At 55.7% G+C, this 21,707-nt stretch carries 23 protein-coding genes; 7 read left to right on the forward strand and 16 right to left on the reverse strand.

Going from position 1 to position 21,707, the window contains the following annotated elements:
- Position 1 precedes the first annotated feature (1 nt).
- From flgH to ACH1XZ_RS20705, 7 genes are all read right to left on the reverse strand, one after another.
- A complete protein-coding gene (flgH, locus tag ACH1XZ_RS20675; RefSeq protein WP_395596979.1) occupies positions 2-667 on the reverse strand; it encodes a flagellar basal body L-ring protein FlgH in 666 nt (221 codons plus the stop codon).
- Positions 668-742: 75 nt separating this feature from the next.
- A complete protein-coding gene (gene flgG / locus ACH1XZ_RS20680; protein ID WP_315407002.1) occupies positions 743-1,528 on the reverse strand; it encodes a flagellar basal-body rod protein FlgG in 786 nt (261 codons plus the stop codon).
- A 16-nt stretch (positions 1,529-1,544) separates the two neighbouring features.
- Positions 1,545-2,282 (reverse strand): flagellar basal body rod protein FlgF, encoded by a 738-nt coding sequence (locus tag ACH1XZ_RS20685; RefSeq protein WP_395596980.1) that lies wholly within the window; start codon positions 2,280-2,282, stop codon positions 1,545-1,547.
- An 11-nt stretch (positions 2,283-2,293) separates the two neighbouring features.
- Positions 2,294-3,487, reverse strand: a complete 1,194-nt coding sequence (flgE, locus tag ACH1XZ_RS20690; RefSeq protein WP_395596981.1) for a flagellar hook protein FlgE — start codon at positions 3,485-3,487, stop codon at positions 2,294-2,296.
- A 25-nt stretch (positions 3,488-3,512) separates the two neighbouring features.
- Positions 3,513-4,343 (reverse strand): flagellar hook capping FlgD N-terminal domain-containing protein, encoded by an 831-nt coding sequence (locus ACH1XZ_RS20695; protein ID WP_395596982.1) that lies wholly within the window; start codon positions 4,341-4,343, stop codon positions 3,513-3,515.
- Complete coding sequence (gene flgC / locus ACH1XZ_RS20700; protein WP_315406996.1) at positions 4,343-4,774, reverse strand: flagellar basal body rod protein FlgC; 432 nt, start codon at positions 4,772-4,774, stop codon at positions 4,343-4,345. The genes ACH1XZ_RS20695 and flgC overlap by 1 nt, the downstream gene beginning before the upstream one ends.
- A gap of 2 nt (positions 4,775-4,776) precedes the next feature.
- On the reverse strand, positions 4,777-5,124 hold the full coding sequence (locus ACH1XZ_RS20705) for a flagellar basal body protein (protein WP_315407048.1): 348 nt from the start codon (positions 5,122-5,124) through the stop codon (positions 4,777-4,779).
- A 137-nt stretch (positions 5,125-5,261) separates the two neighbouring features.
- Here ACH1XZ_RS20705 and flgA point away from each other — a divergent pair, with 137 nt between their 5' ends.
- From flgA to ACH1XZ_RS20740, 7 genes are all read left to right on the forward strand, one after another.
- The gene (gene flgA, locus ACH1XZ_RS20710) at positions 5,262-5,978 is read left to right on the forward strand and encodes a flagellar basal body P-ring formation chaperone FlgA (RefSeq protein WP_395597021.1); all 717 of its coding nucleotides are present in this window, start codon (positions 5,262-5,264) and stop codon (positions 5,976-5,978) included.
- A gap of 96 nt (positions 5,979-6,074) precedes the next feature.
- A complete protein-coding gene (gene flgM, locus ACH1XZ_RS20715; protein ID WP_395596983.1) occupies positions 6,075-6,365 on the forward strand; it encodes a flagellar biosynthesis anti-sigma factor FlgM in 291 nt (96 codons plus the stop codon).
- Between the two features lie 12 nt (positions 6,366-6,377).
- Entirely contained in the window at positions 6,378-6,806 is a 429-nt protein-coding gene (locus ACH1XZ_RS20720; RefSeq protein WP_395596984.1) for a flagella synthesis protein FlgN, read from the forward strand.
- A gap of 129 nt (positions 6,807-6,935) precedes the next feature.
- Positions 6,936-7,880, forward strand: coding sequence for a lysine-N-methylase (locus tag ACH1XZ_RS20725; RefSeq protein WP_395596985.1), 945 nt, complete (start codon positions 6,936-6,938; stop codon positions 7,878-7,880).
- A gap of 60 nt (positions 7,881-7,940) precedes the next feature.
- On the forward strand, positions 7,941-10,484 hold the full coding sequence (locus tag ACH1XZ_RS20730; RefSeq protein ID WP_395596986.1) for a glycosyltransferase: 2,544 nt from the start codon (positions 7,941-7,943) through the stop codon (positions 10,482-10,484).
- Positions 10,481-11,638 carry a capsular polysaccharide export protein, LipB/KpsS family gene (locus ACH1XZ_RS20735; RefSeq protein WP_395596987.1) on the forward strand — a complete coding sequence of 386 codons (1,158 nt, stop codon included), beginning with the start codon at positions 10,481-10,483 and terminating at the stop codon, positions 11,636-11,638. The genes ACH1XZ_RS20730 and ACH1XZ_RS20735 overlap by 4 nt, the downstream gene beginning before the upstream one ends.
- Positions 11,639-11,843: 205 nt before the next feature.
- Positions 11,844-12,143 (forward strand): putative quinol monooxygenase, encoded by a 300-nt coding sequence (locus ACH1XZ_RS20740; RefSeq protein WP_052283340.1) that lies wholly within the window; start codon positions 11,844-11,846, stop codon positions 12,141-12,143.
- An 89-nt stretch (positions 12,144-12,232) separates the two neighbouring features.
- On the opposite strand, the gene ACH1XZ_RS20745 is transcribed toward ACH1XZ_RS20740, so the two are convergent.
- The 9 genes from ACH1XZ_RS20745 to ACH1XZ_RS20785 are packed head-to-tail and all read right to left on the reverse strand — an operon-like array spanning position 12,233 to position 21,458.
- Positions 12,233-14,458: a glycosyltransferase family 9 protein gene (locus ACH1XZ_RS20745; protein WP_395596988.1), complete on the reverse strand. Its 2,226-nt coding sequence runs from the start codon at positions 14,456-14,458 to the stop codon at positions 12,233-12,235.
- A 39-nt stretch (positions 14,459-14,497) separates the two neighbouring features.
- Positions 14,498-14,890 carry an adenylyltransferase/cytidyltransferase family protein gene (locus ACH1XZ_RS20750; protein WP_395596989.1) on the reverse strand — a complete coding sequence of 131 codons (393 nt, stop codon included), beginning with the start codon at positions 14,888-14,890 and terminating at the stop codon, positions 14,498-14,500.
- Entirely contained in the window at positions 14,887-15,330 is a 444-nt protein-coding gene (locus ACH1XZ_RS20755) for a flagellar FliJ family protein (RefSeq protein WP_395596990.1), read from the reverse strand. The genes ACH1XZ_RS20750 and ACH1XZ_RS20755 overlap by 4 nt, the downstream gene beginning before the upstream one ends.
- Positions 15,331-15,332: 2 nt before the next feature.
- A complete protein-coding gene (fliI, locus tag ACH1XZ_RS20760) occupies positions 15,333-16,673 on the reverse strand; it encodes a flagellar protein export ATPase FliI (RefSeq protein ID WP_395596991.1) in 1,341 nt (446 codons plus the stop codon).
- Positions 16,666-17,376 carry a flagellar assembly protein FliH gene (fliH, locus tag ACH1XZ_RS20765; RefSeq protein WP_395596992.1) on the reverse strand — a complete coding sequence of 237 codons (711 nt, stop codon included), beginning with the start codon at positions 17,374-17,376 and terminating at the stop codon, positions 16,666-16,668. The genes fliI and fliH overlap by 8 nt, the downstream gene beginning before the upstream one ends.
- A gap of 3 nt (positions 17,377-17,379) precedes the next feature.
- Entirely contained in the window at positions 17,380-18,396 is a 1,017-nt protein-coding gene (locus tag ACH1XZ_RS20770; protein WP_331388367.1) for a flagellar motor switch protein FliG, read from the reverse strand.
- On the reverse strand, positions 18,374-20,059 hold the full coding sequence (fliF, locus tag ACH1XZ_RS20775; RefSeq protein ID WP_395596993.1) for a flagellar basal-body MS-ring/collar protein FliF: 1,686 nt from the start codon (positions 20,057-20,059) through the stop codon (positions 18,374-18,376). The genes ACH1XZ_RS20770 and fliF overlap by 23 nt, the downstream gene beginning before the upstream one ends.
- A 4-nt stretch (positions 20,060-20,063) precedes the next feature.
- On the reverse strand, positions 20,064-20,426 hold the full coding sequence (locus tag ACH1XZ_RS20780) for a flagellar hook-basal body complex protein FliE (protein ID WP_395596994.1): 363 nt from the start codon (positions 20,424-20,426) through the stop codon (positions 20,064-20,066).
- Between the two features lie 45 nt (positions 20,427-20,471).
- Positions 20,472-21,458: a sigma-54 interaction domain-containing protein gene (locus ACH1XZ_RS20785; protein WP_395597022.1), complete on the reverse strand. Its 987-nt coding sequence runs from the start codon at positions 21,456-21,458 to the stop codon at positions 20,472-20,474.
- Between the last annotated feature and the right edge of the window lie 249 nt (positions 21,459-21,707).

The raw sequence follows: 21,707 nt of genomic DNA on the forward strand, positions 1-21,707 counted from the left end.
CTTAAATCGGGAAGAGAGGATGGTTAAACAGGCGCGTCAGCCAGCCCGCCGCGTTAGCATCGCTCAGCGCGCCGCGACCGGCATAGGAGATGCGAGCATCGGCAATGCGCTGGGAGGAAACCGAGTTATCGTTCTGAATATCATCGGCGCGGACCAGGCCGCTCAGTCGGATGTATTCATCGCCCTGATTGAGGGTCAGCCATTTTTCACCGCGAATTTCCAGAATGCCGTTTGGCTGCACCGAATGTACGGAGACGGTGATTTCACCGCGCAGGCTATTTTGCTGCTGCGACGTGGCGCTACCGGTAAAGTCACGGTTCGCGTCAATGCTGCCGGAGAGCTTATCTTTGGTATGACCAAAGACCGTAGGCGCACCGATATCCACGGTGTTGTTTTTACCGAAGTTGGTTTTCGCCTGTTTGCTGGACTGAGTGGACTCTTCCAGCATCACGGTCAGGATATCCCCCACGCGATAGGCGCGGCGGTCTGCCGTTAGCGACCAGTTGTAGCCGGTTTCAAATACCCCACCCGCACGACCTTCCGCCGCAGGCGGCTGTTCGGTTTTCGGGGGCGCAAAGTATTCGTCGTTCTTTTTGACCAGAATGGCCTGCGATTCGCATCCGCTCAGTAGCGGGACAAGCACCATCAGCCACAGATATTTTTTCACGTTCAGCCTATTAACCTACTCACAAATCCATTGTTATTCCTCCCACCGAGGAGTGGGAGGGACGCGCGATACGCCTTACAGCGTCTGGCTGATAAACTGCAGCATGTCGTCCGCCGCAGAGACCATTTTGGCGTTCATTTCATAGGCCCGCTGGACCGTAATCATCGACACCATTTCGTTGACGATATCGACGTTGGAACCTTCCAGCGCGCTGTCCTGCAAGGTACCGAGGCCATCTTCGCCCGGCACGCCTTCCGTCGGCTGGCCGCTGGCGGCGGTTTCCAGATACAGGTTGTCCCCTTCCGCCGAGAGCCCGGCCGGGTTGGCAAAGTTCACCAGCGTCAGCTGTCCCAGTTCGGTCGCGTCGGTTTCGCCCGGCAGAATGGCGGTGACGGTGCCGTCCTCGCCGAAAGCCACGTTGGTTGCCCCGGCTGGCACGTCAATTTCCGGCTGTAGTGGCAGGCCTTCCGAGTTGGTCAGCACGCCGTCTGCGTTGATTTGCAGGTTGCCGTCGCGGGTGTAGGCGATATCGCCGTTGGCTTTCTGCACCTGCAAAAAACCCTGCCCCATGATGGCCACGTTCATGGCGTTGTCGGTGGTTTCCACGTTGCCTTCGGTGAAGGTTTTCTGGGTACCCACCACGCGCACGCCGCTACCGAATTGCATGCCGGTCGGCATGATATTGTTCTGGTCGAGCATGGCGCCCGGCGCTTCCTGGGTCTGGTAGAACAGATCCTGGAACATCACGCGGTCGCGCTTAAAGCCCGTGGTATTGACGTTTGCGATGTTGTTCGCAATCGCGCTCATCTCAGCATCTTCCGCCGACAGGCCGGTTTTACTGATCCATAATGCTGCGTTCATAATGCGTTATTCCTGATTAGGAGCCGGTGAGCAGGCGGTTGCCTGAGTCACTGATATCCTCGGCCGTTTTCATCATCTTGATTTGCGCTTCAAACTGACGGTTCATCGCAATAGAAGACATCATTTCGCTCACCGCGGAGACGTTGCTGCCTTCAAGGAATCCGCCGCTCACTTTGATGTTTTCATCGCGCTGGGCCGGGACGCCATCGGCAGTAACCAGCATCCCCTGGCTGTTCTTCGCGAGGTTGCTGACCGAAATATCCACCAGCTTTAGGCGATCGATATCCATGGTGGCGGTCACATCGCCGTCATCCGGCGTGACCGACAGCGTGCCGTCGCTGCCGAAAGAGGCGATGGCGTTGGGCGGCAGCGTAATCGGGCCGTTATCGCCCAGCACGCGGTAGCCATTGATGGTGAGCTGCCCCTGATCGTCCTGCTGAATATTGCCGTTGCGGGTATACACCTCTTTCCCAGCGCTATCTTCCACCGCGATGTAGCCCGTCCCCTGAATGGCGACATCCAACGGACGTTCTGTTTTTTCCGCGACGCCAGTGCTGTCGTCGACGCCGCTCGGGCTTTCCTGCGCCATATAGCGCGTGGTGAAGCCGCGGCCGCTGACCTGCTGGTACTGCGACATCGGCACGTCGGCGCGAAAGCCGTTGGTATTGACGTTAGCAAGGTTGTTGGCGCTAATGCGCTGCTCAACCAGCGTCTGCGAGGCACCGCTGAGCGCGGTATAAATCAACCGATCCATAAGTCAGTGCCTTACATCGCCTGGAAGAGTGCGTCATCAAGCTGCGTACTGGTGGAGATCACCTTGGTGTTCGCCTGGTAGTTACGCTGCGCCGTCATCAGATCCACCAGCTCGTTGGTGATGTCCACGTTAGAGCTTTCGAGCATGCCGGAAGAGAGCGTGCCGAACGCGCCGGAGCCCGGAGCGCCAATCAGCGGCGTGCCGGATTCCCCGGTCTGTACCCAGGCGGTACCGCTCACCGCTTCCAGCCCGTTTTCGTTCGGGAAGGTCGCCAGAACGACCTGGCCCTGCAACATACGCTCGCCGTTGCTGTAGGTGGCATACACTTTGCCGTCGTCATCCACCTGAACCCCGTTCTGCGTGGCAGAAGCGTAGCCGTCGGCGGAGTTGGCGGTTACCGAGAAATCAGAGCCGTACTGGGTACAGCTGCTGTAATCAAAGGTCATGGTGATCGGGTCCGCGCCGCTGGTGGCGAAGGTCATACTTGGCGGCGTGGTCGGAGAGACCAGTTCACCGGTAGAGCTGAAGTCGAGCTCTACGCTATCGCCTTGATCTTCACCATCAAAGGTGTAGGAGACCGTCCACTGGTTATCGCCTGTTTTAGTGAAGTACTGGCCGACCGAGTGTTCATTGCCCAGCGAGTCGTACACCGTGGTGGTGTAACTGGAGGTATAGGTGTTGCTGTTATTTGGGTCAAACGGTGTGACGGATGGATCGATAACCTCTGAACTGGAGTCCAGGTTTGCGGTAAAGGTTTCCGAGGTGGTCGGTTGCGCCGGGATGTTGCCGGTTTTGATTTGAATATTCGTCACGGTCCCCGTTTGCAGCGTCCCGCTGTCATCCACCGGATAGCCTTGCAGGTAGTCGCCGGAAGCGTTGACGATATAGCCATTTTTATCCGTTTCGAAAGAGCCTGCGCGGGTATAGCTGATGTTGCCTGCGCTATCGCAGATAACGAAAAAACCGCCGTCGTTAATCGCCAGATCCAGCGCGTTGCCGGTAGAGACCATCGACCCGCCGGTAGAAATACTTTGTGCCGAGCCCGACACGCTCACCCCCATCGCCTGAGTACCGGCATACATCGCGGAGAACTGAGTAGACTGCGATTTATATCCCACCGTACCGGCGTTGGCGATGTTGTTACTGATACCATCAAGCTGTTCGTTGACGGCGTTCAGACCCGTCGCGGCAATTTCATAACTCATTATTTTTTCCTGTTATTTCGCTAACTTACGCCACATCACTGTTGGCAGAATCATCGTTGGCGTCGGGGACGCCAAACTGGCTAATCATGGTAAACGGCACTTCACCTACCCCCGCGACGTTGAGCACTGGCGTGCTGCCGTCGAGCGGAATACGCACGTCTTCCACTTCACCGGAGACTTCAATCGGCACCTCTTCTTCGCCAGTGTTGGTGACGACAGAGATGTCGTAATCCCCTGCGGGAATGCCGTAATCGGACGGGTTAATATCAAAATCAACCTGACCGGGGCCGATAGACGTTTCACCGTCCGGGATAAGCGATACGGCATAGTCATCTCCCGCCGCATCGGTAAAGTGCAGCTCAACGTCGGTACAGGCATCGTCCAGCGTGACGCGACCCTGGATGTCCTGGGTGTTGTCGGCCAAATCCAGCGATGAGGTCTGCACCATGATGGTGTCGCCCACCATATTGCCCAGCGCCATCACCTGAAGGTTGCTCATCAGAACGGCGTTGGTGTTGGCCTGCACGCTCATTTCACTCATCATCGCCACCTGCGCCATCGAGGAGAGCTGGTCGATATACTCGGTCGGGTCCGCTGGGTCGGTCGGGTCCTGATTTTCGATTTCCGCCACGAACAGCGTTAAAAAGGTGTCTACACCGGAACTCTCCGTCGAGGTCGTGGTGGTCGCCGTACCGCTGGTGCTGCTGGTGTCCGTCGTATCGCTCGTCGCGCTGCTATCGCTGGCGCCCAGATTGTTGCTCGATGCCGTAGCGCCGAGGTTATTGTCCGCGACCGCCGTCTTTCCGCTTTCGGATGACAGGGCCTGTGATTGGGCATACAGCGCCAAAGCATTCATTACGATTCCCCTAACTTGAGTAGGCTTTGCTGCATGCTTTTCACGTTGTTCAGCACGTCAACATTGGTTTCAAAATCCCGCGAGGCGGACATCATGTCGGCCATCTGTTCCACCACGTTCACGTCCGGGTAGTAGACGTATCCGGTCTGGTCAGCCATTGGGTTATGCGGCTCGTAGCGTTTTTCCGCTCCGCCGCTTTGCAGCACGTCCTGCACCTGTACGCTGGCCCCATCAATCTCATGGCGGTTGTGGCCGCCCATCAGGCTGTTGTTATAGACCGCCGCAAATACCGGGCTGCGCGCCTTATAGGCCGTCGCTTCGCTGCTCGCTGGCGATTCGGCGTTCGCCAGGTTACTGGCGACGGTGTTGAGGCGAATGGTCTGCGCCGTCATCGCCGAACCAGAAATCTGATAAATATCTGAAAAAGACATTGTTATTTCCCTTCAATGGCTTCCCTAAGCCCGCTTAGTTGCAGATTTAAAAACGCCAGACTGCTTTGATAATCCATACTGTTTTGCGAGAACCGCGCCTGCTCGGTGTTGAGCTCCACGGTGTTGCCATCCTCAGAGGGCTGCATCGGCACGCGATACTTCACGTCCACCTGCGGCTCTGCGGTGGAACCATTTGCCCGTTGCATCTCAGCGGCAAAATCAATATCTTTAGCTTTGAAATTTGGCGTATCGACGTTCGCCAGATTCGCGGTCAGTAGCTCGGTCCTCTCAAGACGTAACTGCACTGCCTGCGGATGTACACCCAATGCTTTTTGAAAACTGATTGCCATTTCTTCCATCACTCCTGCATCGTCCTTGCCAGTTATAGCAATATACATGCCAACTTTTTAAGTGATTGATAGGAAATGGATTTATGAGTTTGTTACGCCATAAAGGGAAAGGAATTTTCCGCCTGGTTGCGGAAGTTATGCTGACGCTCAGCGCGGCGCTTCCGGTCTGTGCCGCCGTCCATCCGGTACAGCACAGCGCCAGAGAACAGATCAACGCCCAGGTGCTTCACGCGGCAACCCAAATCATTGAAGCCCAGGCGCAAAAAGCCCAGTGGCAGGATTATCGCTACACGTTCAACGTTTTTATCCCCTCCATGGTGGCGAACGCGACGGTCTGCCCGTCGCCGCTGCATCTTAACCTCACCTCTCCCCCCGACATGGCGCTTAGCCGTATGAACTATGAAGTTAGCTGTCAGGATGCCAACGGCTGGAAGGTTAACGTCGGCGTGCGGCCTGATGTCTTCGTCGCCGTGGTGATGCCGCGCTCGCTGATACCACGCAATACCGAAATTACGGCCGACGATATCGAGCTGAAAAAATTCAACATCAGTAACCAGCACGGCGACGTGCTGATGCACCCGGAAGACGTCGTTGGCCTGACCAGCAAGCGCGCGCTGCAACCCGGTAAGCCGCTGACCGCCGCCGAGCTGGTGCAGCCGCTGCTGGTGAAACGCGATCAGCCGGTGATGATTGTTTCCCGTATGCAGGGGATTACCGCGTCCATGCCCGGCGTGGCGATGAAAAATGGGCACAAAGGCGATGTGATCCGCGTGCGTAATGCCACGAGCCAGCGGGTGATTAGCGGCGTTGTCGACCAGGCTGGGGTGGTGGAGACGCTGAACGCAACGCCATAACGCGTTTTTTTAGCCAACGATTAAAGTTTTCCGCCGCTGTCGCCGCTTTTATGCGGTAACAGACGAACGACCATGCGGGATTTGCACGAGGTTGATATGAAAATTACGCCCATGATTTCCGGTAGCCGCCCGGCTTCCGTCTCAGGAAGCGAGCGAAACAAGCAGAACAGCACGGCGCAGAGCAGCACCAGCAACACATCAACGCTGTCTGCGGATGACATCACTCAGGCCGGGTTACAGTCGGCGCAGCAAACGCTGAATAACGACGCCCAGGACGACGTGGACTACGACAAAGTGGCCCAGATGCAGGCCGCATTAGCAGCAGGCCAGCTCCAGGTGAACCCCGACGATCTGGCCGCTGATATGCTGAGCTACTTCCAGCAATAAAGGACGTGAAGAGTGAGTACGACGCTTCAACAGGTGAAAATCCTGCTACAGGGGATCCGCGACGACGACGGCCACTACGATGCGCTGCGTTCGCTGCTGGAACAGCAACGACTGTGCATGATTCGTCGCGCCAGCGACGACCTGCTCGCCGTTAACGACAAGATTCAGCAGTACTACGAACAGCTCAACACCAGCAGCCAGCAGCGCCGTTCGCTGTTGCAAACGCTGGGGGTAAGCGTCAACCGCAGCGGGCTGGAGCAGGTCTTTAACTGGCTGCCCGCCCCCCAAAAAAATGCCGCCCGCGGCTGGTGGCTGGCGCTGGAGCAAAAGGCAGAACGCTGCAAAGCCTACAACGAAAAAAATGGCGAGCTGCTGATTCGCCAGTACGAATTTATTCAGACTTTTTTAGGCACCGAGCCGGATTTTATCTATTGCCCGTAGCGTTGCCGTAAAGCGGAAAACGATTTTCCGCTTAAAATTAACCTATTGATTATATTGATAATAAAAAAAAGGCACGGTAATTGCTTAGCGCCATATGGATTTTATAAAAGGGAATGCTGAGAGCACCATATGAGTATGATTGAATGTTACGAGCCAGACTTTGTCCGCGCGTTTTTATCCCGCCATCCGGATTCAGCGCTAAAGACCCAAAGGGTCTTTGAAAACGAAATTCGCCAGAGCCTGACGTTGACCACGGCCGCCAGCTGCGAAGCCGCATTAGGCACGCCTGACGCCTTTAGCCTGCACGTAACGCAATGTGATGCAATCCCGAACGCTAGCCCGTTAAGCGCGCGCCAGCAGACCTTGAACCAGGCGGCGCTGGATGTCATCACGCTGCCGGGTTTGTCGGAAGAGCTGCGCCTTTACGCGCTCGGCATTATGGTCTCGTACAGCGACAAGCTAACGGATGAAAGCCCGGAAACGCTAAGCCAACTGGCGGCGATTCCACAAGGCCTTGCCGCCCACGCCGAGGCCGGACGGTTGCAGCAGCAGTTTGCGCGTCTGCCAGCCATCACGCAGCTTCAGTGCCAATTGTTAACCCGCCTCGGCGGGCTGGAACTTGACTGGGATAGCCTGCCGGAAAGCCCACGGCGACAGACGCTGCAGCTACAGGTGAGCCTGCTGATGCTTCAGGACGCCAACAGCGAAGCACTGCTCCAGCAACAGCTAACGACTCAGTGGCAGATCACCCGCGAGCGCTGTTTTGCGCCGTCGCCGTGGGTGCTGAATAACTACCTGATTTATCGCCTGTATCACGACACTTTCCCGCAGCAGGCCGGGGCCGATACCGCGGAATGCTACTTCACGCTGGTGACCGACTACTTCTTGCTGCGCACGCTCTTCAGCCTGTGGACTCTTGAAGGCTCGTCGTTGAACCAGGAAGAAATTTTCGCGCTTTTTGCACTGTTTGAGCGCTGGCGTTATAGCGAAGACGCCGCGTCAACCCGACTGCAGATCCGCCAGGCACTGCCTGCGGACCCGCTCCTGTGTGCCTTTTCATTATTAACTCTCTAGAGTTCATTGGCCGGATTTGCCTCCGGCCCTTTTTTTTCGCTTCACAGTAAACAGCCCATCATGTCTAAACTCACCAACGTCGTAAAAACTCTTGATACCGGCCGCGAAAAACCTTTCGTCAGCGTGGTCACACCGACCTGGAACCGCGCCGCTTTTTTACCTTATCTGCTCTATATGTACCGCTATCAGGACTACCCGGCCGACCGGCGAGAGTTGGTAATCCTCGACGACTCGCCGCAAAGCCACCTGCCCATTATTGAGCGGCTGACGCAGGGGAAACCGGAAGCGTTCAATATTCGCTACGTTCATCACCCGGAAAAGCTGGCTCTGGGCAAAAAGCGCAATATGCTCAACGCGCTGGCAAAAGGTGAATACATTTTGTGTATGGACGATGACGACTATTATCCGGCGGATAAAATCTCCTACACCATCAATATGATGCAGCAGCACCGGGCGCTGATTTCCGGCGCCGATCAGATTCCTATCTGGTATAGCCATATCAACCGGCTGTTTAAAACCCGCAGCTTCGGCGCGCAAAATATCCTCAACGGCACCTTCTGTTATCATCGCAACTATCTGAAAAAACACCGCTATGATGACGATTGTAATCTGGCAGAAGAGGCTGGGTTTACCCATCAGTTCAGCGTCAACCCGCTCCAGCTTCCCGGCGAACGCACCATTCTGTGCATCTCGCACAGTCAGAACACCTTTGATAAAGACTTTGTCCTCGGCAGCAGTAAACCGATTACTGACACGCTCGAACAGCGGATCGCGGACCCGATGCTGCGTACCTGGTATCAGAGTCTGCATAACGCCACCCACAACCAGCCGATCGACTGGGCGGCCATCGATCGCGTGGTGATCGTCAACCTCGACAAGCGCCCGGATCGCCTCAGTCAGATCCAACAGGAGCTGGCGCAGTTGAACGTACCGGCGGAGAAAATTGTCCGCCTGGCCGCCAGCGAGAACGCTAATGGCCAACTTGGCCGCCGCCAGTCGCACCTGGAAGCCTTGCAGATGGCGCAGCAGCAGGGCTGGCAAAACTATCTGCTGCTGGAAGACGATGCGATTTTGCTAAAGCAGGAGAAACACACCCGCGTACTGAACGCACTGCTGGCCGCCCTCCCCCAACTGCCCTGGGAAGTGGTGCTGCTCGGCGGCGAGATCCAGCGCGGCAGCGAGCTAAAAAAACTCACCGGGATTATCCATGCGCGGGACTGCCGGAAAGTCTGCGCGTACCTAGTGAGCAGCCGCTATTACGCCACCCTCGCCCAGCAGATGCAGCAGGACCTTTCCAGCACGCTGGAAGAACAATGGCAGCCGCTGATGCGCGAAGGAAAATGGTTGGCCTGCTACCCGAGCCTGAGCTATCAGCGCACCGGATACAGTGACATTGAACAACAGGAAACGGATAACATTCGCTTCTATTTCAACAAGATTAACCGCTCTCCCGCCGCGGTACAGCGCCCGTCAGACAGCCTTCCCGCCAACGCCACCAGCGACGTGATTGGTTTTTATATGGAAACGGGCCTGCATTATGCGGTCTACAAACCCATTATTCTCGCGCTTCAGGCGATGGGGCTGCGCTGTTCGTTGCTGGTAAGCGACCGGATCCAAAAATCGTTCCTTGATGAGATGATCGCCACCATCAAAGGGATTGATAACCCGACGCTCGGCGGTGCGCAGCTTTCCAGCGTGATTGCCCAGCACCAGCGTTTTCGCTGTCTGGTGAGCCCTTACTACACCCCGCTGCTAAACGGACTGGCGGATATTCACGTTCGGGCCATGTACGGCCTTGCTAAAGAAGCGTGGAACCACGCCTGGTGGAACACCTTCTACCAACGTATTCTGTGCTACGGCCCTTACAGCCAGCAGGCGCTGGACATCAACGGCAGCGCGAAGGTGGTCGGCAACCCGCGTTTCGATGAGTGGCACAATGGCCGGTATTCGCGCGAGCTTCCGGCATCGCTGAAGCTCGACCCGAAAAAACCCACTATCCTGTATGCGCCAACCTACGGTGCGCTAAGCTCACTGCCCCATTGGGCAGAAAAGCTCGGCCGTTTAAGCCGTGAATTTAACGTGATCGCCAAGCTGCACCACGGCACTTGCCATCGCGCGGAAGAGTCAGCATCGCTGGCGCTAGCCGAACGTCATCTGAAAAAACATATCGACGACCCCCAACTGGTGCTGCCGCTGCTGGCAAAAGCGGACTACGTGCTCACCGACAGCAGCGGCTTTATCTTTGACGCCATCCATATGAACAAGCGGGTGATTTTGCTCGACTGGCCCGGCATGGACGCACTGCTGGACGGCCAGCAAAGCTACTCGACGCCGAACAGCGCCGATCAGCGCATCCGCGCCATACTGCCGGTCGCCCATGATATGTCGACGCTGCGCGAAGCCCTCGCCGACGGCTACGACTGGGCCGCGCTGGACGCGCCACTCAACGAGATTCGTCAGCGCTACTGCGACCCGTTTATGGACGGGCAGGCTGGTACCCGTGCGGCGCAGGTGATTGTGGAAGCCCTTGAACAACACGCGCGCGGTGAAGGCGAGACTAACGCGCTGCTGCACAGCTTGCAGGAGAAACTCTTCCCACGATGAGCGCGCATAACCCCGCCGCCAACGGCGTGACGGCCTTTTTCCTCTTCGATATTCCGGTCGCGCGTTTTTACTGGCGCATCGTTCAGGCGCTGGATTTGCAGCGCCATCCCTGCCTCTTTGTCATTCAGGACGAACAGGTGCGGCGCTACGCCGAAGCGCACTTTTCCGGTATTGAGACGCTGTGGATACCGATGTTCCGTAACCCGCAGTTGATGGACAACATCAAGAGCAAACCGGCGATACACGCCAGCATCAAGGCGGATATTCGCCGCTCGATGGAGTACGTGTTGCATCGCGTCGACGAAGACGAGTGTCTCGCACGCTACCTCAGCACCTTTTTTATTCTCAAGACGATGTTTGACCGCATTCCGGTGCGCCGGATGTTTGTTGGCAGCGGCACGGCGATAGTGACCAAAGCCTGCGCCTTCACCTGTAAAATGCACCAGGTCGAGATGCGCTATATCGAGCAATCGAACCTGCCCGATACCGTATTCCTCGACCCGGTTGGCGTGAACGCTGATTCTTCGCTGGCGCGCGACCCCACAAAGCTGGACGCCTTTCCCGCTGTGAGCGATGAACGGCACCAGCAGTGGATGCTGCGCTACGAAAAATTCAAACAGCGCATTCCACCGCAGGCGCGCAATAACCCGCAGGCACACCTGGTTGAACAGGCGTCGAGCGACCGGGTGCTGGAGAGCGGACAGCCGTTTATCTTCGCCCCGTTACAGGTGTCGCACGACGCGCAGCTTGCGCTTTATACGGATAAAATTAACGAGGATTTGATTCACCATGCGGCGGCAGAAGCCCGGCGCACGCAGCAGCGGCTGGTGGTAAAAATGCATCCTGCGGAAGTTAATATGGCGGAGATCCAGAAGGTGGTGTCACTGAAAGCGCAGCTAGGCTTTGCCCTGAGCGCTGAAAACCCCACCCGGCTGCTCCAGCAGGCGGCAAAGGTTATCACCATCAATTCAACCGTGGGGCTGGAGGCTCAGCTGTACGGTAAAGAACTGGAGATATTAGGCGACTGTTTTTACCGCCACTTCGACCGTTCACGGCTGAAAAAATATATTCACCATTATTTGTTCGGGCCGGTGAAGTTCTTTTCTGAGGAGCCGATTGCTGCGAGCGTTGCTCGCCGCTTTATTCAAGGGTAACTGGCGTGTTGGGTCGAACTATTTCGCGTGCGGCTGCGAGGGAATGCCCTGGTAGCTTGTCTTCGGCTATGGCTGATCGCGCCGGTCTAAAATGTTTCCTCGACTTAGTCTGCTTTGAGCGAGGAGCGGACATTCTGTTTGAAATAGCCCTTCAGGCTGGCATTATCCATCAAAAGCCCTGGCCATTTTTAATGAAGGAGTTCGCATGCTAAAGGTCATTGCCGAAGATTTTATCAAACCCGAGTGCGTCGACACCGTTCTCCCTTTATACCGCGAGCTCATCGCAGCAACGAAACGAGAGCCTCTGTGTATTGCTTATGATTTGTATCGAGATGAAAAGGATCCGGGGCATTTTATTTTTATTGAAGAATGGCCTGACCGGGCGGCACTCGATGCACATTGCGCCAGCGAGCATTTCACTCGGCTTGTGCCTTTGATTGATCAATACGCGCGTAAAGCGGCGCAGTATATACTCATGGATGGTCTGGTGGACCCTGAGAGATAAGGTCCGCTTTTGGCACTAAGCAGACATTCATGTACCAGGGACGCAAAACTCCCCGAGGGAAGCGAAATCCGCAGCCAATTCCTCACCCCTTACCCGCTCTGGCGGGTAAACGCCGATGAGCCAATAAACGCCTCAATCTCTTTAAACAGCCGTTCAGCCGGGTAGCGGTTAATGCAGGCGTAGCGCACCGCCTCGCCGTCAACGTCGCCGAGCGGGCACCAGTCGTTAAGCCGTCGCATCTGAATATTGCTATGCAGTACCTTGCGGCAAAACTGTGCGTCCATCGACAGCGACATGCAGTGGCCGTAGCGGCATTTGAGATTGATACACCGCGCGTTCCACCCCAATTCACCGTGCCGATAAGCAATACGACGTTCGCCGGGTACAATCGTATAGAGGACGACAATGCCGATATCAGAGGCTCCCGCCAGCGCGACCGGGCCGGAGTCCGTCGCCACCAGCAGCTGGCAGCGACGCATTAAGGCGATGGTCTCGATGATGGAAAAACGGTCGACCGCATTAATAACCTGCCCGTTTTCGAAGGTGCAGACCTGCGTTTCGGCGTATTTATTGTTGGTGCTGCCAATGGCGATAACGCGCCAGCCCGCGGCAATAAACCGCTCCGCCAGCGCGTTCCAGTTCTCGCCAGACCAGGTCCGGTTCGGATCGCCGATGTTGCCATGCAGCAGCACGATGTTTTCCTCACCCAACTGATGCTCGGCAAAAAACTGCGTCACGCGGCTTAAATCTTGCTGGCTAAGGTCAAGATCCATGTTCAGCGAGTCTGGGTCGGCGCGAAGATCCACACTTTTTAGACATGCATCAATCTGATGCTGATGCGAAACGATATGCAGCTGCTCGCAAAATTTCTGATTTCTTCGCGTTTCCAGGGCGCAATAGTCCATCAGCGCGTGGTTCGCTTTATCCTCCAGCGCAATCACCGTGTCGACCCACGGGCAGCACTGCGCCAGCGGCACATAGGCGCGCCGGGTCATAAAGGTGATAGGCTTCTGACGCTGGAGGTAAAGCTGTTTGACTGCCGCCAGCGCAAACATACAGTCACCGAGCGAAGACTCCATTTTGATAAGTAGAGGCTCTTGCACCTCCTCGCTTAACCCTTTTCGCAGCAGCGTCGACGTTTCACGAGTGTAAAGCGGCTCCGCATCGCAGCCTATGGCCTGTAGCAGCGCCCGGTATTTTTGGCTGCTCGCAAATTCTGGCGCTTCATGCAGCCAATAGTGGGAAATGCGGGCCGCCGGAAACGCCAGCAGATAAAGGTCGGGGAAGCCCGCCAGGCGCTGCGGCAAGCAGCCCAGCGCATGCAGCAGGAAAAGCGAGCACTGCGCTTCATAGCGCAGGTTGTTATCGTCGCCCGCGTTTAAATAAGCATGACGGTAGCTTGAAGCGCTGGCGGCGCAGTGGATGACCTTTTGCGCATGCTGCCCTAAGCGCGGGTCCTGCACGCATAGCTGCGTAAAATGAGTAACAAAATCGGCTTCATATTGCTTCAGTCCCGCAAATTCCGTCGCTAACTTATAATAATTCGCCTCGCTGTAATTCAGCATCAGCGTGCCCGGAGCCATATAGGTTTTTAAGACCGCAAATATTCCGCCATCAATACCGGTGACTTTCATCAACAGCATCAGCGTTTTTTTGTCCTGCTTTTTAATACATTCCGCGGTGATGGCGACGGTACGCGCCAATAGCCGTTCAAAAAACGGGCGGTAATGATTGTGACGCATTAATTCCGGGCGCACAAAATGGTAGGTGGTCTCAAAAATAGTGTGCCAGAAATAAAACAGAAATGGGGTATCGAAGCGAAAGCGGAATGGGATATCAGGATTATCCATCATCAGCCTAAGCTCATCGGCCAGGCGCGTCGTCGTCGATACGGCGGTGCTCTTCTTAAAAGAGCAAAACGCCTGACGGTAGAGCACGTCCTCGATTTTACCGTCCCAGACGTGCAGCGATAACGTTCCCGCTGGCAGGCTGTTGCTAAGCTGGCGCAGCAGGCCGAACGCGAGAAGGGCGATAGTCGAGGTGGTCACCGGAAAATGCACTTCCACATTTTCAAAACGGTGAGCGTCAATAATCTCGCACAGTTTTACGATTAGCTGCTGATAGTGTTTTTCCCCATAGGCATGAGGCAGAACAAACCCCTGATGGGCGGTCAGCAGCATTTTATCCAGACGGGAATCTTCTGCCGAAATAAAAATGGAGAAAATATCCGTATCACCGATGTCATTGAGGTAATTCAGCAACTGCTGTTCAAGCGTGAAAAACGTTTCTGATAAATATATTTTTATCTTCCGCATGTTGGCCTTCAGAAATAAATGCGTTAATGCCAGAGCACATTAATCGTTGCGAATAACCTCAATGAGGGAGGTCGTGGAGATAGAGGGCGTTCGGGGGAAATAGACCACCGGGCAGAGAAAGGAGAGGCTATCGAAGCGTCCTGCCCAATCGTCGCCCATCACCAGCATGTCGGCGTTAAAACGGCGGATATAGTCCGCTTTGAGATCCAGCGACTCTTCAATAAACACTTCATCGACGCACTTCAATCCGGCAATAATCGCCAGGCGATCACGCTGGCCGTAGATGGGGTTCCGGCCCTTTTTTTGTTGATTTAGCGCATCCGAAGAGACGCCAACCACCAGCCGGTCGCCCAGCGCACGTGCGCGGGAGAGAATATTAAGATGACCAACATGAAACACGTCGAAGGTACCGAAGGTGATAACCGTGGTCATAGCAGCCCCAGCGTCTTCTGGCGAAGCCAGCACTGACCGGCGATTTCATCCACCGCTTTCTGGTCCTTGAGGGCTTGTTCATCTTCCAGCGCCTGCCGCTGGCCGTCGAGCGTCATGGCCACCACTTTTTCCTGACAGGCCGCCTCTACCAGACCTTGCTGGATTCGCCCCTCTTTGATTTTCGCCAGCGTCTTCTCCTGCTCCTGCCAGGCAATAACCCGCCGCAGCGTGCCTTTGTATCCGGCGACGTTTTTCAGCGATTCCGGGCTCGGCGCTTGTGTTTCGGCTCCCGTTTTCTGGATAAGAAAACCCAGCGCTTTAATATTGTTATCAAAGCCAACGGTGACCTGTTTTTGTCGGGCAAGCTGCACCGTCATGTCTTTGACGGATTTATCCCGCAGGCGCTGAAGCTGCGCCAGGGTGTCGATGATTTGTCGCATCCTTACTTACCTTCTGCTTTTTTGACCACCGGGAAAAGGGTTTGCAAGCGGCTTTGTATCAGATCAAGCGAAGCCGGCTCGCTCACCTCCTGACGTAAAAAACGCTCGATGGCAGGGAATACTTTCACCGCTTTATCGACGCCAGGATCGGCACCCGCCACATAACCGCCAAGCGGAATCAGCGGCTTGATGTCCATATAGGTCGCGTAGTTCTGCTTCAGCAGCCGCGCCGACTGCTGGTGTTCTTTACTGGTCACCTGCGTCATACAGCGGCTGATCGACTGACCAATATCGATCGCCGGATAATGCCCCGACTCCGCCAGTTTTCGGGTCAGTACGATATGACCATCAAGCACGGCGCGCGCGCAATCGACGATCGGATCCTGCTGATCGTCCCCTTCGGCCAGCACCGTGTAGATAGCGGTCATTGAGCCTTCGCTTTCGCTGTTGCCCGCGCTTTCCACCAGTTTCGGGATCATGCCGAACGCGGAAGGCGGATAGCCTTTGGTTGCCGGCGGTTCACCTAATGAGAGGGCGATTTCGCGCTGCGCCATCGCGTAGCGCGTAAGTGAGTCCACCAGCAGCAGCACGTGATAGCCGCGATCGCGAAACCAGGCGGCGATGGAGTGACACAGCTCGGTCGCCTTCAGGCGCATCAGCGGCGATTCGTCGGCGGGGGCGGCGACGATAATCGATTTCGCCAGCCCCTCGGCGCCCAACGAGTGGTCGATAAACTCTTTCACTTCGCGGCCTCGCTCGCCAATCAGCCCCACCACCACGATTTCCGCCTTCGTCTGGCGGGTTATCATGCCGAGCAGCACGCTTTTCCCTACCCCACTGCCCGCCATCAGGCCAACGCGCTGGCCTTTGCCAATCGTCAGCAGGCCGTTAATCGCCTTCACGCCCACGTCGAGCGGCTGGTTCACCGACCGGCGAGTCAGTGGGTTGATGGAGGGGGCCTGCGGCGGCAGTACGTCGTTGCCGCTCAGGCGGCCTTTGTTATCCAACGGCTCGCCGAGACCGTTCACCACGCGCCCCAGCCAGCTTTCACTAATCAGAATATCCTGCGCCTTGTCTTCCGGGAAAACGCGCGCGCCAGCCATCAGACCAACGGGATTTTTAAACGGCATCAGGTAGGTAATGTCGCGGTTAAAGCCGACGGCCTGCGCGTCGATAAGGGTATGATTCGCGCTTTCGATACGACAAAGCTGCCCCGTAGCCAGCGGGCAGCCCACGCTTTCCAGCAAAATGCCGTTCACTCGCACCAGGCGCCCGGCTACGCGCGCCAGCGAGATAGACTCCAGCGAGCGCAGCGCGTTATCAACCAGCGAAAAGTCAGTCACCCTGCGGCTCCGGCGCCAGCGTCTCTTTTAACGCCGACATGCACTGTTCCAGGCGATGCTCACAGCCCACGTCCAGCTCTGATTTATCGGTTATCACTCGGCATTCTCCGGCCTGAAGGTCGGCCGACGGCGTCAGTCCCCATTCGCTGACTTTCTCCGGTACAGCGGCTTTGATACGGTTGAACTCTTCGTTGTTGAGCAGCACCTGCAAAGATTCCGGCGTCGACGGCAGCGCCGACAGCGCCTCTTCCACCAGCGCCAGCAACTGCGTTGGCTGTAACGCCAGCTCGCAGCGGATCACCTGACGCGTTACTTTCTCCACCAGTTGCAACAGGTCTTCCCGCTGCTTACGCTGGATATGCGCCAGGTAGTCATTCACCTTGCCCGAAATGCTCTCTAATGGTTGTGCCGCGAGGGTGAACTGCTTACGCCCTTCCTGCTGCCCGGCCAGGCTTCCTTCGGTGTGGCCAATGCGCCGCCCCTCTTCGTAGCCCTTCTGATGCCCCTCTTCAAAGCCCTGCTCCTGGCCTTCCGCCATGCCCTGGTCGAAGCCCTTTTGCAGCCCTTCCTGGAACCCTTCCATCAGCTGACGCTGGTAGTCTGCGGTGGTGATCCCCTGCGGTAGCTGCTCCACCGAAATCGCATGCTGGCGTGGCGGAAAGCGGTGCAGGCGGTAGCGTCCGCGCAGTGTTTCAATGGCCATGTTTTACTCCGCCGTCTGTTCTGCGAAGAGCTGAAGCTGAATATCGCCCGCCTCTTCCATCTCACGAGCTATCGCCATGATTTCACGACGAATCTGTTCAATACGGCTGACCGGCACCGGGCCCAGGCGTGAGGTGATCGCCTCAAGCTGCTGTGCCTGACGTTTTGGCATGACGGCGTAGATAGAACGACGCAGCAGCGTTTCAGTGCCCTTCAGCGCCACCGCCCAGTCTTCCATCGGCACTTCATCCAGCAGACGGCGACGCACTTCTTCGCTCTGACGGCTCAGAATGAAGAAGTCGTACATCTCATCCTGCAACTGTTCCAGCACGTCTTCGTCACGTTCACGAAGCTGGTCGAGGATCACCTGCTGATTACCCTGGAAGCGGTTCACGATATCCGCCGCCTGTTTAATGCCCTTGACCTTCGAGCCGTGCTCGGAAAGTACCGACAGCCCGCGATCGATAAGGCGATCCAGTTCATCCACCACGTCGCGGTTCACGTCACTCAGCTTGGCCACGCGGTACAAAATTTCATTTTGCACCGACTCGCTCATATAGGAGAGCACGGTGGCGGAGATTTCTGGTGTCAGAAACGCCAGGAACACGGCCTGCAGCTGTAGGTGTTCTTCGGCGATGAGGATCGCCAACTGACGCGGCTCAACCCATTGCAGCCGGGCCATACGGGAGCGGATCTCATCACCGTAGATCCCGTTGATCACGCTGCTGGCGATCTCGGTACCCAGCGCTTTATTCAGAATGCTTTGCAGCATGCTGCGCGACGCACCGTTGATCCCGCTCTGTTCGCGGAATTCGTCGAAAAAGTTATTGATGACCTTTCTCGCCATGCTGACCTTCACGCCGGAAAGACGCGCCATGTTTTCACTCAGACGCACCACTTCTTCACGGCTGAGCTTTTGCATCACCGTCGCCGCCGCTTCTTCGCCCAGACACAGCAGGAGGATCGCAGCCTGTTCCAGATAGCTGTTGCTACCGCTCTTATTTATTGTCAATTCGCTCATTGCTGGTAATCCATTGTCTGAGAACTTCCGCTACGCGGTCGGTATCGCTCATTGCCAGTTTTTGCAGGAATTCAAGCTTCACTTCCAGACCTGAACTCTGCGATGGCAGCGTGTCGTCGCCGGAGAATGACGGTAGCTCAATATTTTTCCGCTCTTCTTCCTGGGCCGTAAACGACGGCTCGATGGCGTCGAAAGTGGCCCCGCTCATTGCCGGTTCCTGCGCAATGGCCTGTGGCCGCTGGGCCAGCAGCCGTTTCATCACTGGACGCACCACCAGCAGCAGCACCAGCAGCGCCAGAATGCCGAGGCCCGCCAGGCGCGCCCATGCCAGCACGCTATCATCGCGCCATAGCGGAATGGCGGTGCTGTCCGGTTCGGCTTGAGGGACAAAGTTCAGTAAAGAGATCGACAGCCGGTCGCCGCGTTCAGCGTTAATGCCTGCAGCGTTGTTCAGCAGCGTGGTGAGCTGGGTCAACTGTTCCGGCTTCCACGCTTTCAGGCCCGGTGCTGACTGGTTCAGCACAATCGCAACATCAAGGCGCTTCACTTCAAAGCCTGGATGCTGAATGTGCTCAACGCTGCGGTCATAGGAGTAGTCGCGTTTGTTTTCAGAGTGTTTCGACAGCGCTTCCGGCGCGCTGGTATTCGCCGCATTGGCCGCCGTATTAGCCGCCGCGTTGCCGGTCGTGACCTGGTTATTGGCCACCGGCGGACGGTTGCTCAGGGAGCCTGGAATACCGAGCGCAATCTGGTTGGTGTCGCTATCCAGTACGCTCTCTTCGCGGTTCACCTTAGGAACGTCGCCGTAGTGTTCCTTGGTTTCATCGATGTCGCTAAGATCAAGATCCGGCATCACGCTGATGCGGTAATTGCCAGTACCCACCAGCGAGTCCAGCACGTTGGCGATACTGACGCGAGTTTTGTCCTGAATATCCTTCAGAATTTGATCGTGCTTACGGGTTGCCGCCGATACCGCTTCCCCGGCCCCTACCCCCTCAGACAGCAGATTACCGGCCTGATCGACCACGCTCACCTTCGAGGCCTTAAGCCCTGGAATACTGCCGGAAATCAGATGGATAATGGCGTTAACCTGATCCATATCGAGCTTCGTGCCGTAGTGCAGACGCACAATGACCGAGGCGCTGTTTTGCGGTTCATCGCTCACCACAAACGAGCTCTCTTCGTTCAGCGCCAGATGTACGCGAGCGCTTTCTACCGCATCAAGGGTCATGATGCTCTGCGCCAGTTCACCTTCGAGGCTGCGTTTGTAGCGGATGTTCTGCACAAACTGACTGGTACCCAGTACCTCGTCTTTATCCATCAACTCGTAACCGTTCGGCAAAATCGCCTGTACGCCCTTAGCGGCAAGCGCCATACGCGTTTTGGACAGCAACGCTTCCGGGACCAGGATCTGGCCGCTTTGCGGATCGATACGATATTCCAGCTTCTCGCCATCAAGCACGGTGATAATCTGCGATACCGGTAGGTTCTCCTGACGGCCGTACAGCGAGATATAGCCGCGGTTGCTGTTCCACAGCAGGCTGACGATAATCGCAGTTGCCGCAATCGCGACGCCAGCCAACAGGCTCCAGCGCTTATAACCATCCAGCCTGAAGGAGAACGACGGCACAAACGGTGTGAGTTTTTTTATCAATTCATTCATAGCGTTAGATAGACATGCTCATCAGGTCATTAAATCCGGTCGAAATTTTGTTTCTCACCTGCACCAGCGCAGAGAACGACAGCGAAGCCTGCTGACCGGCAATCATCGCCCCGGCCAGATCGTCACTTTTTCCCATATCGACGGCGGTCTGTTTCTGCTCTGCCACCTGCTGCAAATGATCAACGTGTGAGAGCGCTCCCTGCATCACCTGATTAAAGGAGACCTGCGACCCGCCGAATGCCGCGCTGCTATCGCTTATCTGCATCGCAGAATGAACGGGAGTCTGTGCGACGGCCTTCATCTGCTGCATATCCTGCATCAGGCTCACCTGCATCGCGCTGGCTGGGTTAATATTCGTTATGCTCATGACTTACTCTTAACGTTGAAAAACTCTGTGGGTGCGCCGCCTGGCTCAGAATAAGATTTCAATACCTTGCTTACGCATCGATGCCAGGCGATAACGCAGGGCGCGTGGGGTAATTCCCAGCAAATCTGCAATTTTGGTTTTATTGCCCTGATACTTCTGCATAAGGTCGGCAATATATTGGTATTGGGCACTGCGTCCATGTTGGCCCAGGTTATCGCTAGCCGGGATTTGCACCCGTGGCTGCGGCGACCAGGTTGTTTCAACATAAGAGTGTGATTCAGGCATCGGCAGCCCTAATGTATCGGGATAAATGATGCCGTCACGATTGAGAATCATGCCACGCTGGATGGTGTTTTCTAATTGACGCACGTTACCCGGCCAGTCGTAGCTTAACAATGCTCGGCGGCTTGACTCGGAGAGCTTGATATTTTTAACCAGCACCGTGGAGTATTTTTTAATAAATGATTCGGCAAGTGGAATAATATCTTCACGGCGTTCACGCAGCGGCGGGACCGTCACCGGAATTACCGACATGCGATAGTACAAGTCCTCACGAAAACGGCCAGCGGCCACCTCTTCCTCAAGGTTTTTATTCGTACAGGCAATCAACCGAAAGTTAAGATTAATGGCACGATTGCTGCCTAAACGCTCAACCTGGTGTTCCTGTAGCGCACGTAATATTTTAGCCTGTAGCGCTAACGGCATATCGCCGATTTCATCCAGCAACAGTGTGCCGTTATTCGCTAACTCCATTTTACCGGCCACGGCTGCCACCGCACCGGTAAATGCACCTTTTTCATAGCCAAAAAGCGTCGCTTCCAGCATGTTTTCCGGAATAGCGGCACAGTTTACGCCAATATAAGGTGCATCCTGACGGTCTGCGGACGCAATGGAATGAATAAATTTAGCGACGCATTCTTTACCTGTTCCGGTTTCGCCCTGAATAAGAACAGGAACATTAAAGACAGCAACGCGCTGTGCCAGAGAAAAGGCATTAATGCTGGAGGCAGCTTCGGCAATAAGTTCAAACATGATTATCTCACACTTACCGGTGAATAAGTTAACGTCCTTGACGACAAATAAAAGAGAGCACCAGAACAAGTTTATCCCGGAAATTTTTTTACTCGAGTCATGATTTAACCCCATCCATGGTTCATGTTTTTTTGACTGTAAATTCCTGGCCTCATCCGAGATTGTTCTCAAATGGGCACTTCCCTAAAAAAATACTACCACTCGCGGCGGCGACAATTCTGAATTAAAAGATAATAAAAATATTAATCT

Origin of the sequence: Kluyvera chengduensis (assembly GCF_044197065.1) — a bacterium.
Lineage (GTDB): Bacteria > Pseudomonadota > Gammaproteobacteria > Enterobacterales > Enterobacteriaceae > Kluyvera > Kluyvera ascorbata_C.

Coding starts and splice junctions, on each gene's coding strand:
- ACH1XZ_RS20785 (WP_395597022.1), bottom strand. CDS start 21,458: ATGTTTGAACTTATTGCCGAAGCTGCCTCCAGCATTAATGCCTTTTCT.
- ACH1XZ_RS20750 (WP_395596989.1), bottom strand. CDS start 14,890: ATGACCACGGTTATCACCTTCGGTACCTTCGACGTGTTTCATGTTGGT.
- ACH1XZ_RS20730 (WP_395596986.1), top strand. CDS start 7,941: ATGTCTAAACTCACCAACGTCGTAAAAACTCTTGATACCGGCCGCGAA.
- flgG (WP_315407002.1), bottom strand. CDS start 1,528: ATGAACGCAGCATTATGGATCAGTAAAACCGGCCTGTCGGCGGAAGAT.
- ACH1XZ_RS20780 (WP_395596994.1), bottom strand. CDS start 20,426: ATGAGCATAACGAATATTAACCCAGCCAGCGCGATGCAGGTGAGCCTG.
- ACH1XZ_RS20770 (WP_331388367.1), bottom strand. CDS start 18,396: ATGAGCGAATTGACAATAAATAAGAGCGGTAGCAACAGCTATCTGGAA.
- flgC (WP_315406996.1), bottom strand. CDS start 4,774: ATGTCTTTTTCAGATATTTATCAGATTTCTGGTTCGGCGATGACGGCG.
- ACH1XZ_RS20745 (WP_395596988.1), bottom strand. CDS start 14,458: ATGCGGAAGATAAAAATATATTTATCAGAAACGTTTTTCACGCTTGAA.
- flgM (WP_395596983.1), top strand. CDS start 6,075: ATGAAAATTACGCCCATGATTTCCGGTAGCCGCCCGGCTTCCGTCTCA.
- flgE (WP_395596981.1), bottom strand. CDS start 3,487: ATGAGTTATGAAATTGCCGCGACGGGTCTGAACGCCGTCAACGAACAG.
- ACH1XZ_RS20705 (WP_315407048.1), bottom strand. CDS start 5,124: ATGGCAATCAGTTTTCAAAAAGCATTGGGTGTACATCCGCAGGCAGTG.
- fliH (WP_395596992.1), bottom strand. CDS start 17,376: ATGGCCATTGAAACACTGCGCGGACGCTACCGCCTGCACCGCTTTCCG.
- ACH1XZ_RS20740 (WP_052283340.1), top strand. CDS start 11,844: ATGCTAAAGGTCATTGCCGAAGATTTTATCAAACCCGAGTGCGTCGAC.
- fliF (WP_395596993.1), bottom strand. CDS start 20,059: ATGAATGAATTGATAAAAAAACTCACACCGTTTGTGCCGTCGTTCTCC.
- ACH1XZ_RS20735 (WP_395596987.1), top strand. CDS start 10,481: ATGAGCGCGCATAACCCCGCCGCCAACGGCGTGACGGCCTTTTTCCTC.
- ACH1XZ_RS20755 (WP_395596990.1), bottom strand. CDS start 15,330: ATGCGACAAATCATCGACACCCTGGCGCAGCTTCAGCGCCTGCGGGAT.
- flgA (WP_395597021.1), top strand. CDS start 5,262: ATGCTGACGCTCAGCGCGGCGCTTCCGGTCTGTGCCGCCGTCCATCCG.
- ACH1XZ_RS20685 (WP_395596980.1), bottom strand. CDS start 2,282: ATGGATCGGTTGATTTATACCGCGCTCAGCGGTGCCTCGCAGACGCTG.
- ACH1XZ_RS20725 (WP_395596985.1), top strand. CDS start 6,936: ATGAGTATGATTGAATGTTACGAGCCAGACTTTGTCCGCGCGTTTTTA.
- ACH1XZ_RS20695 (WP_395596982.1), bottom strand. CDS start 4,343: ATGAATGCTTTGGCGCTGTATGCCCAATCACAGGCCCTGTCATCCGAA.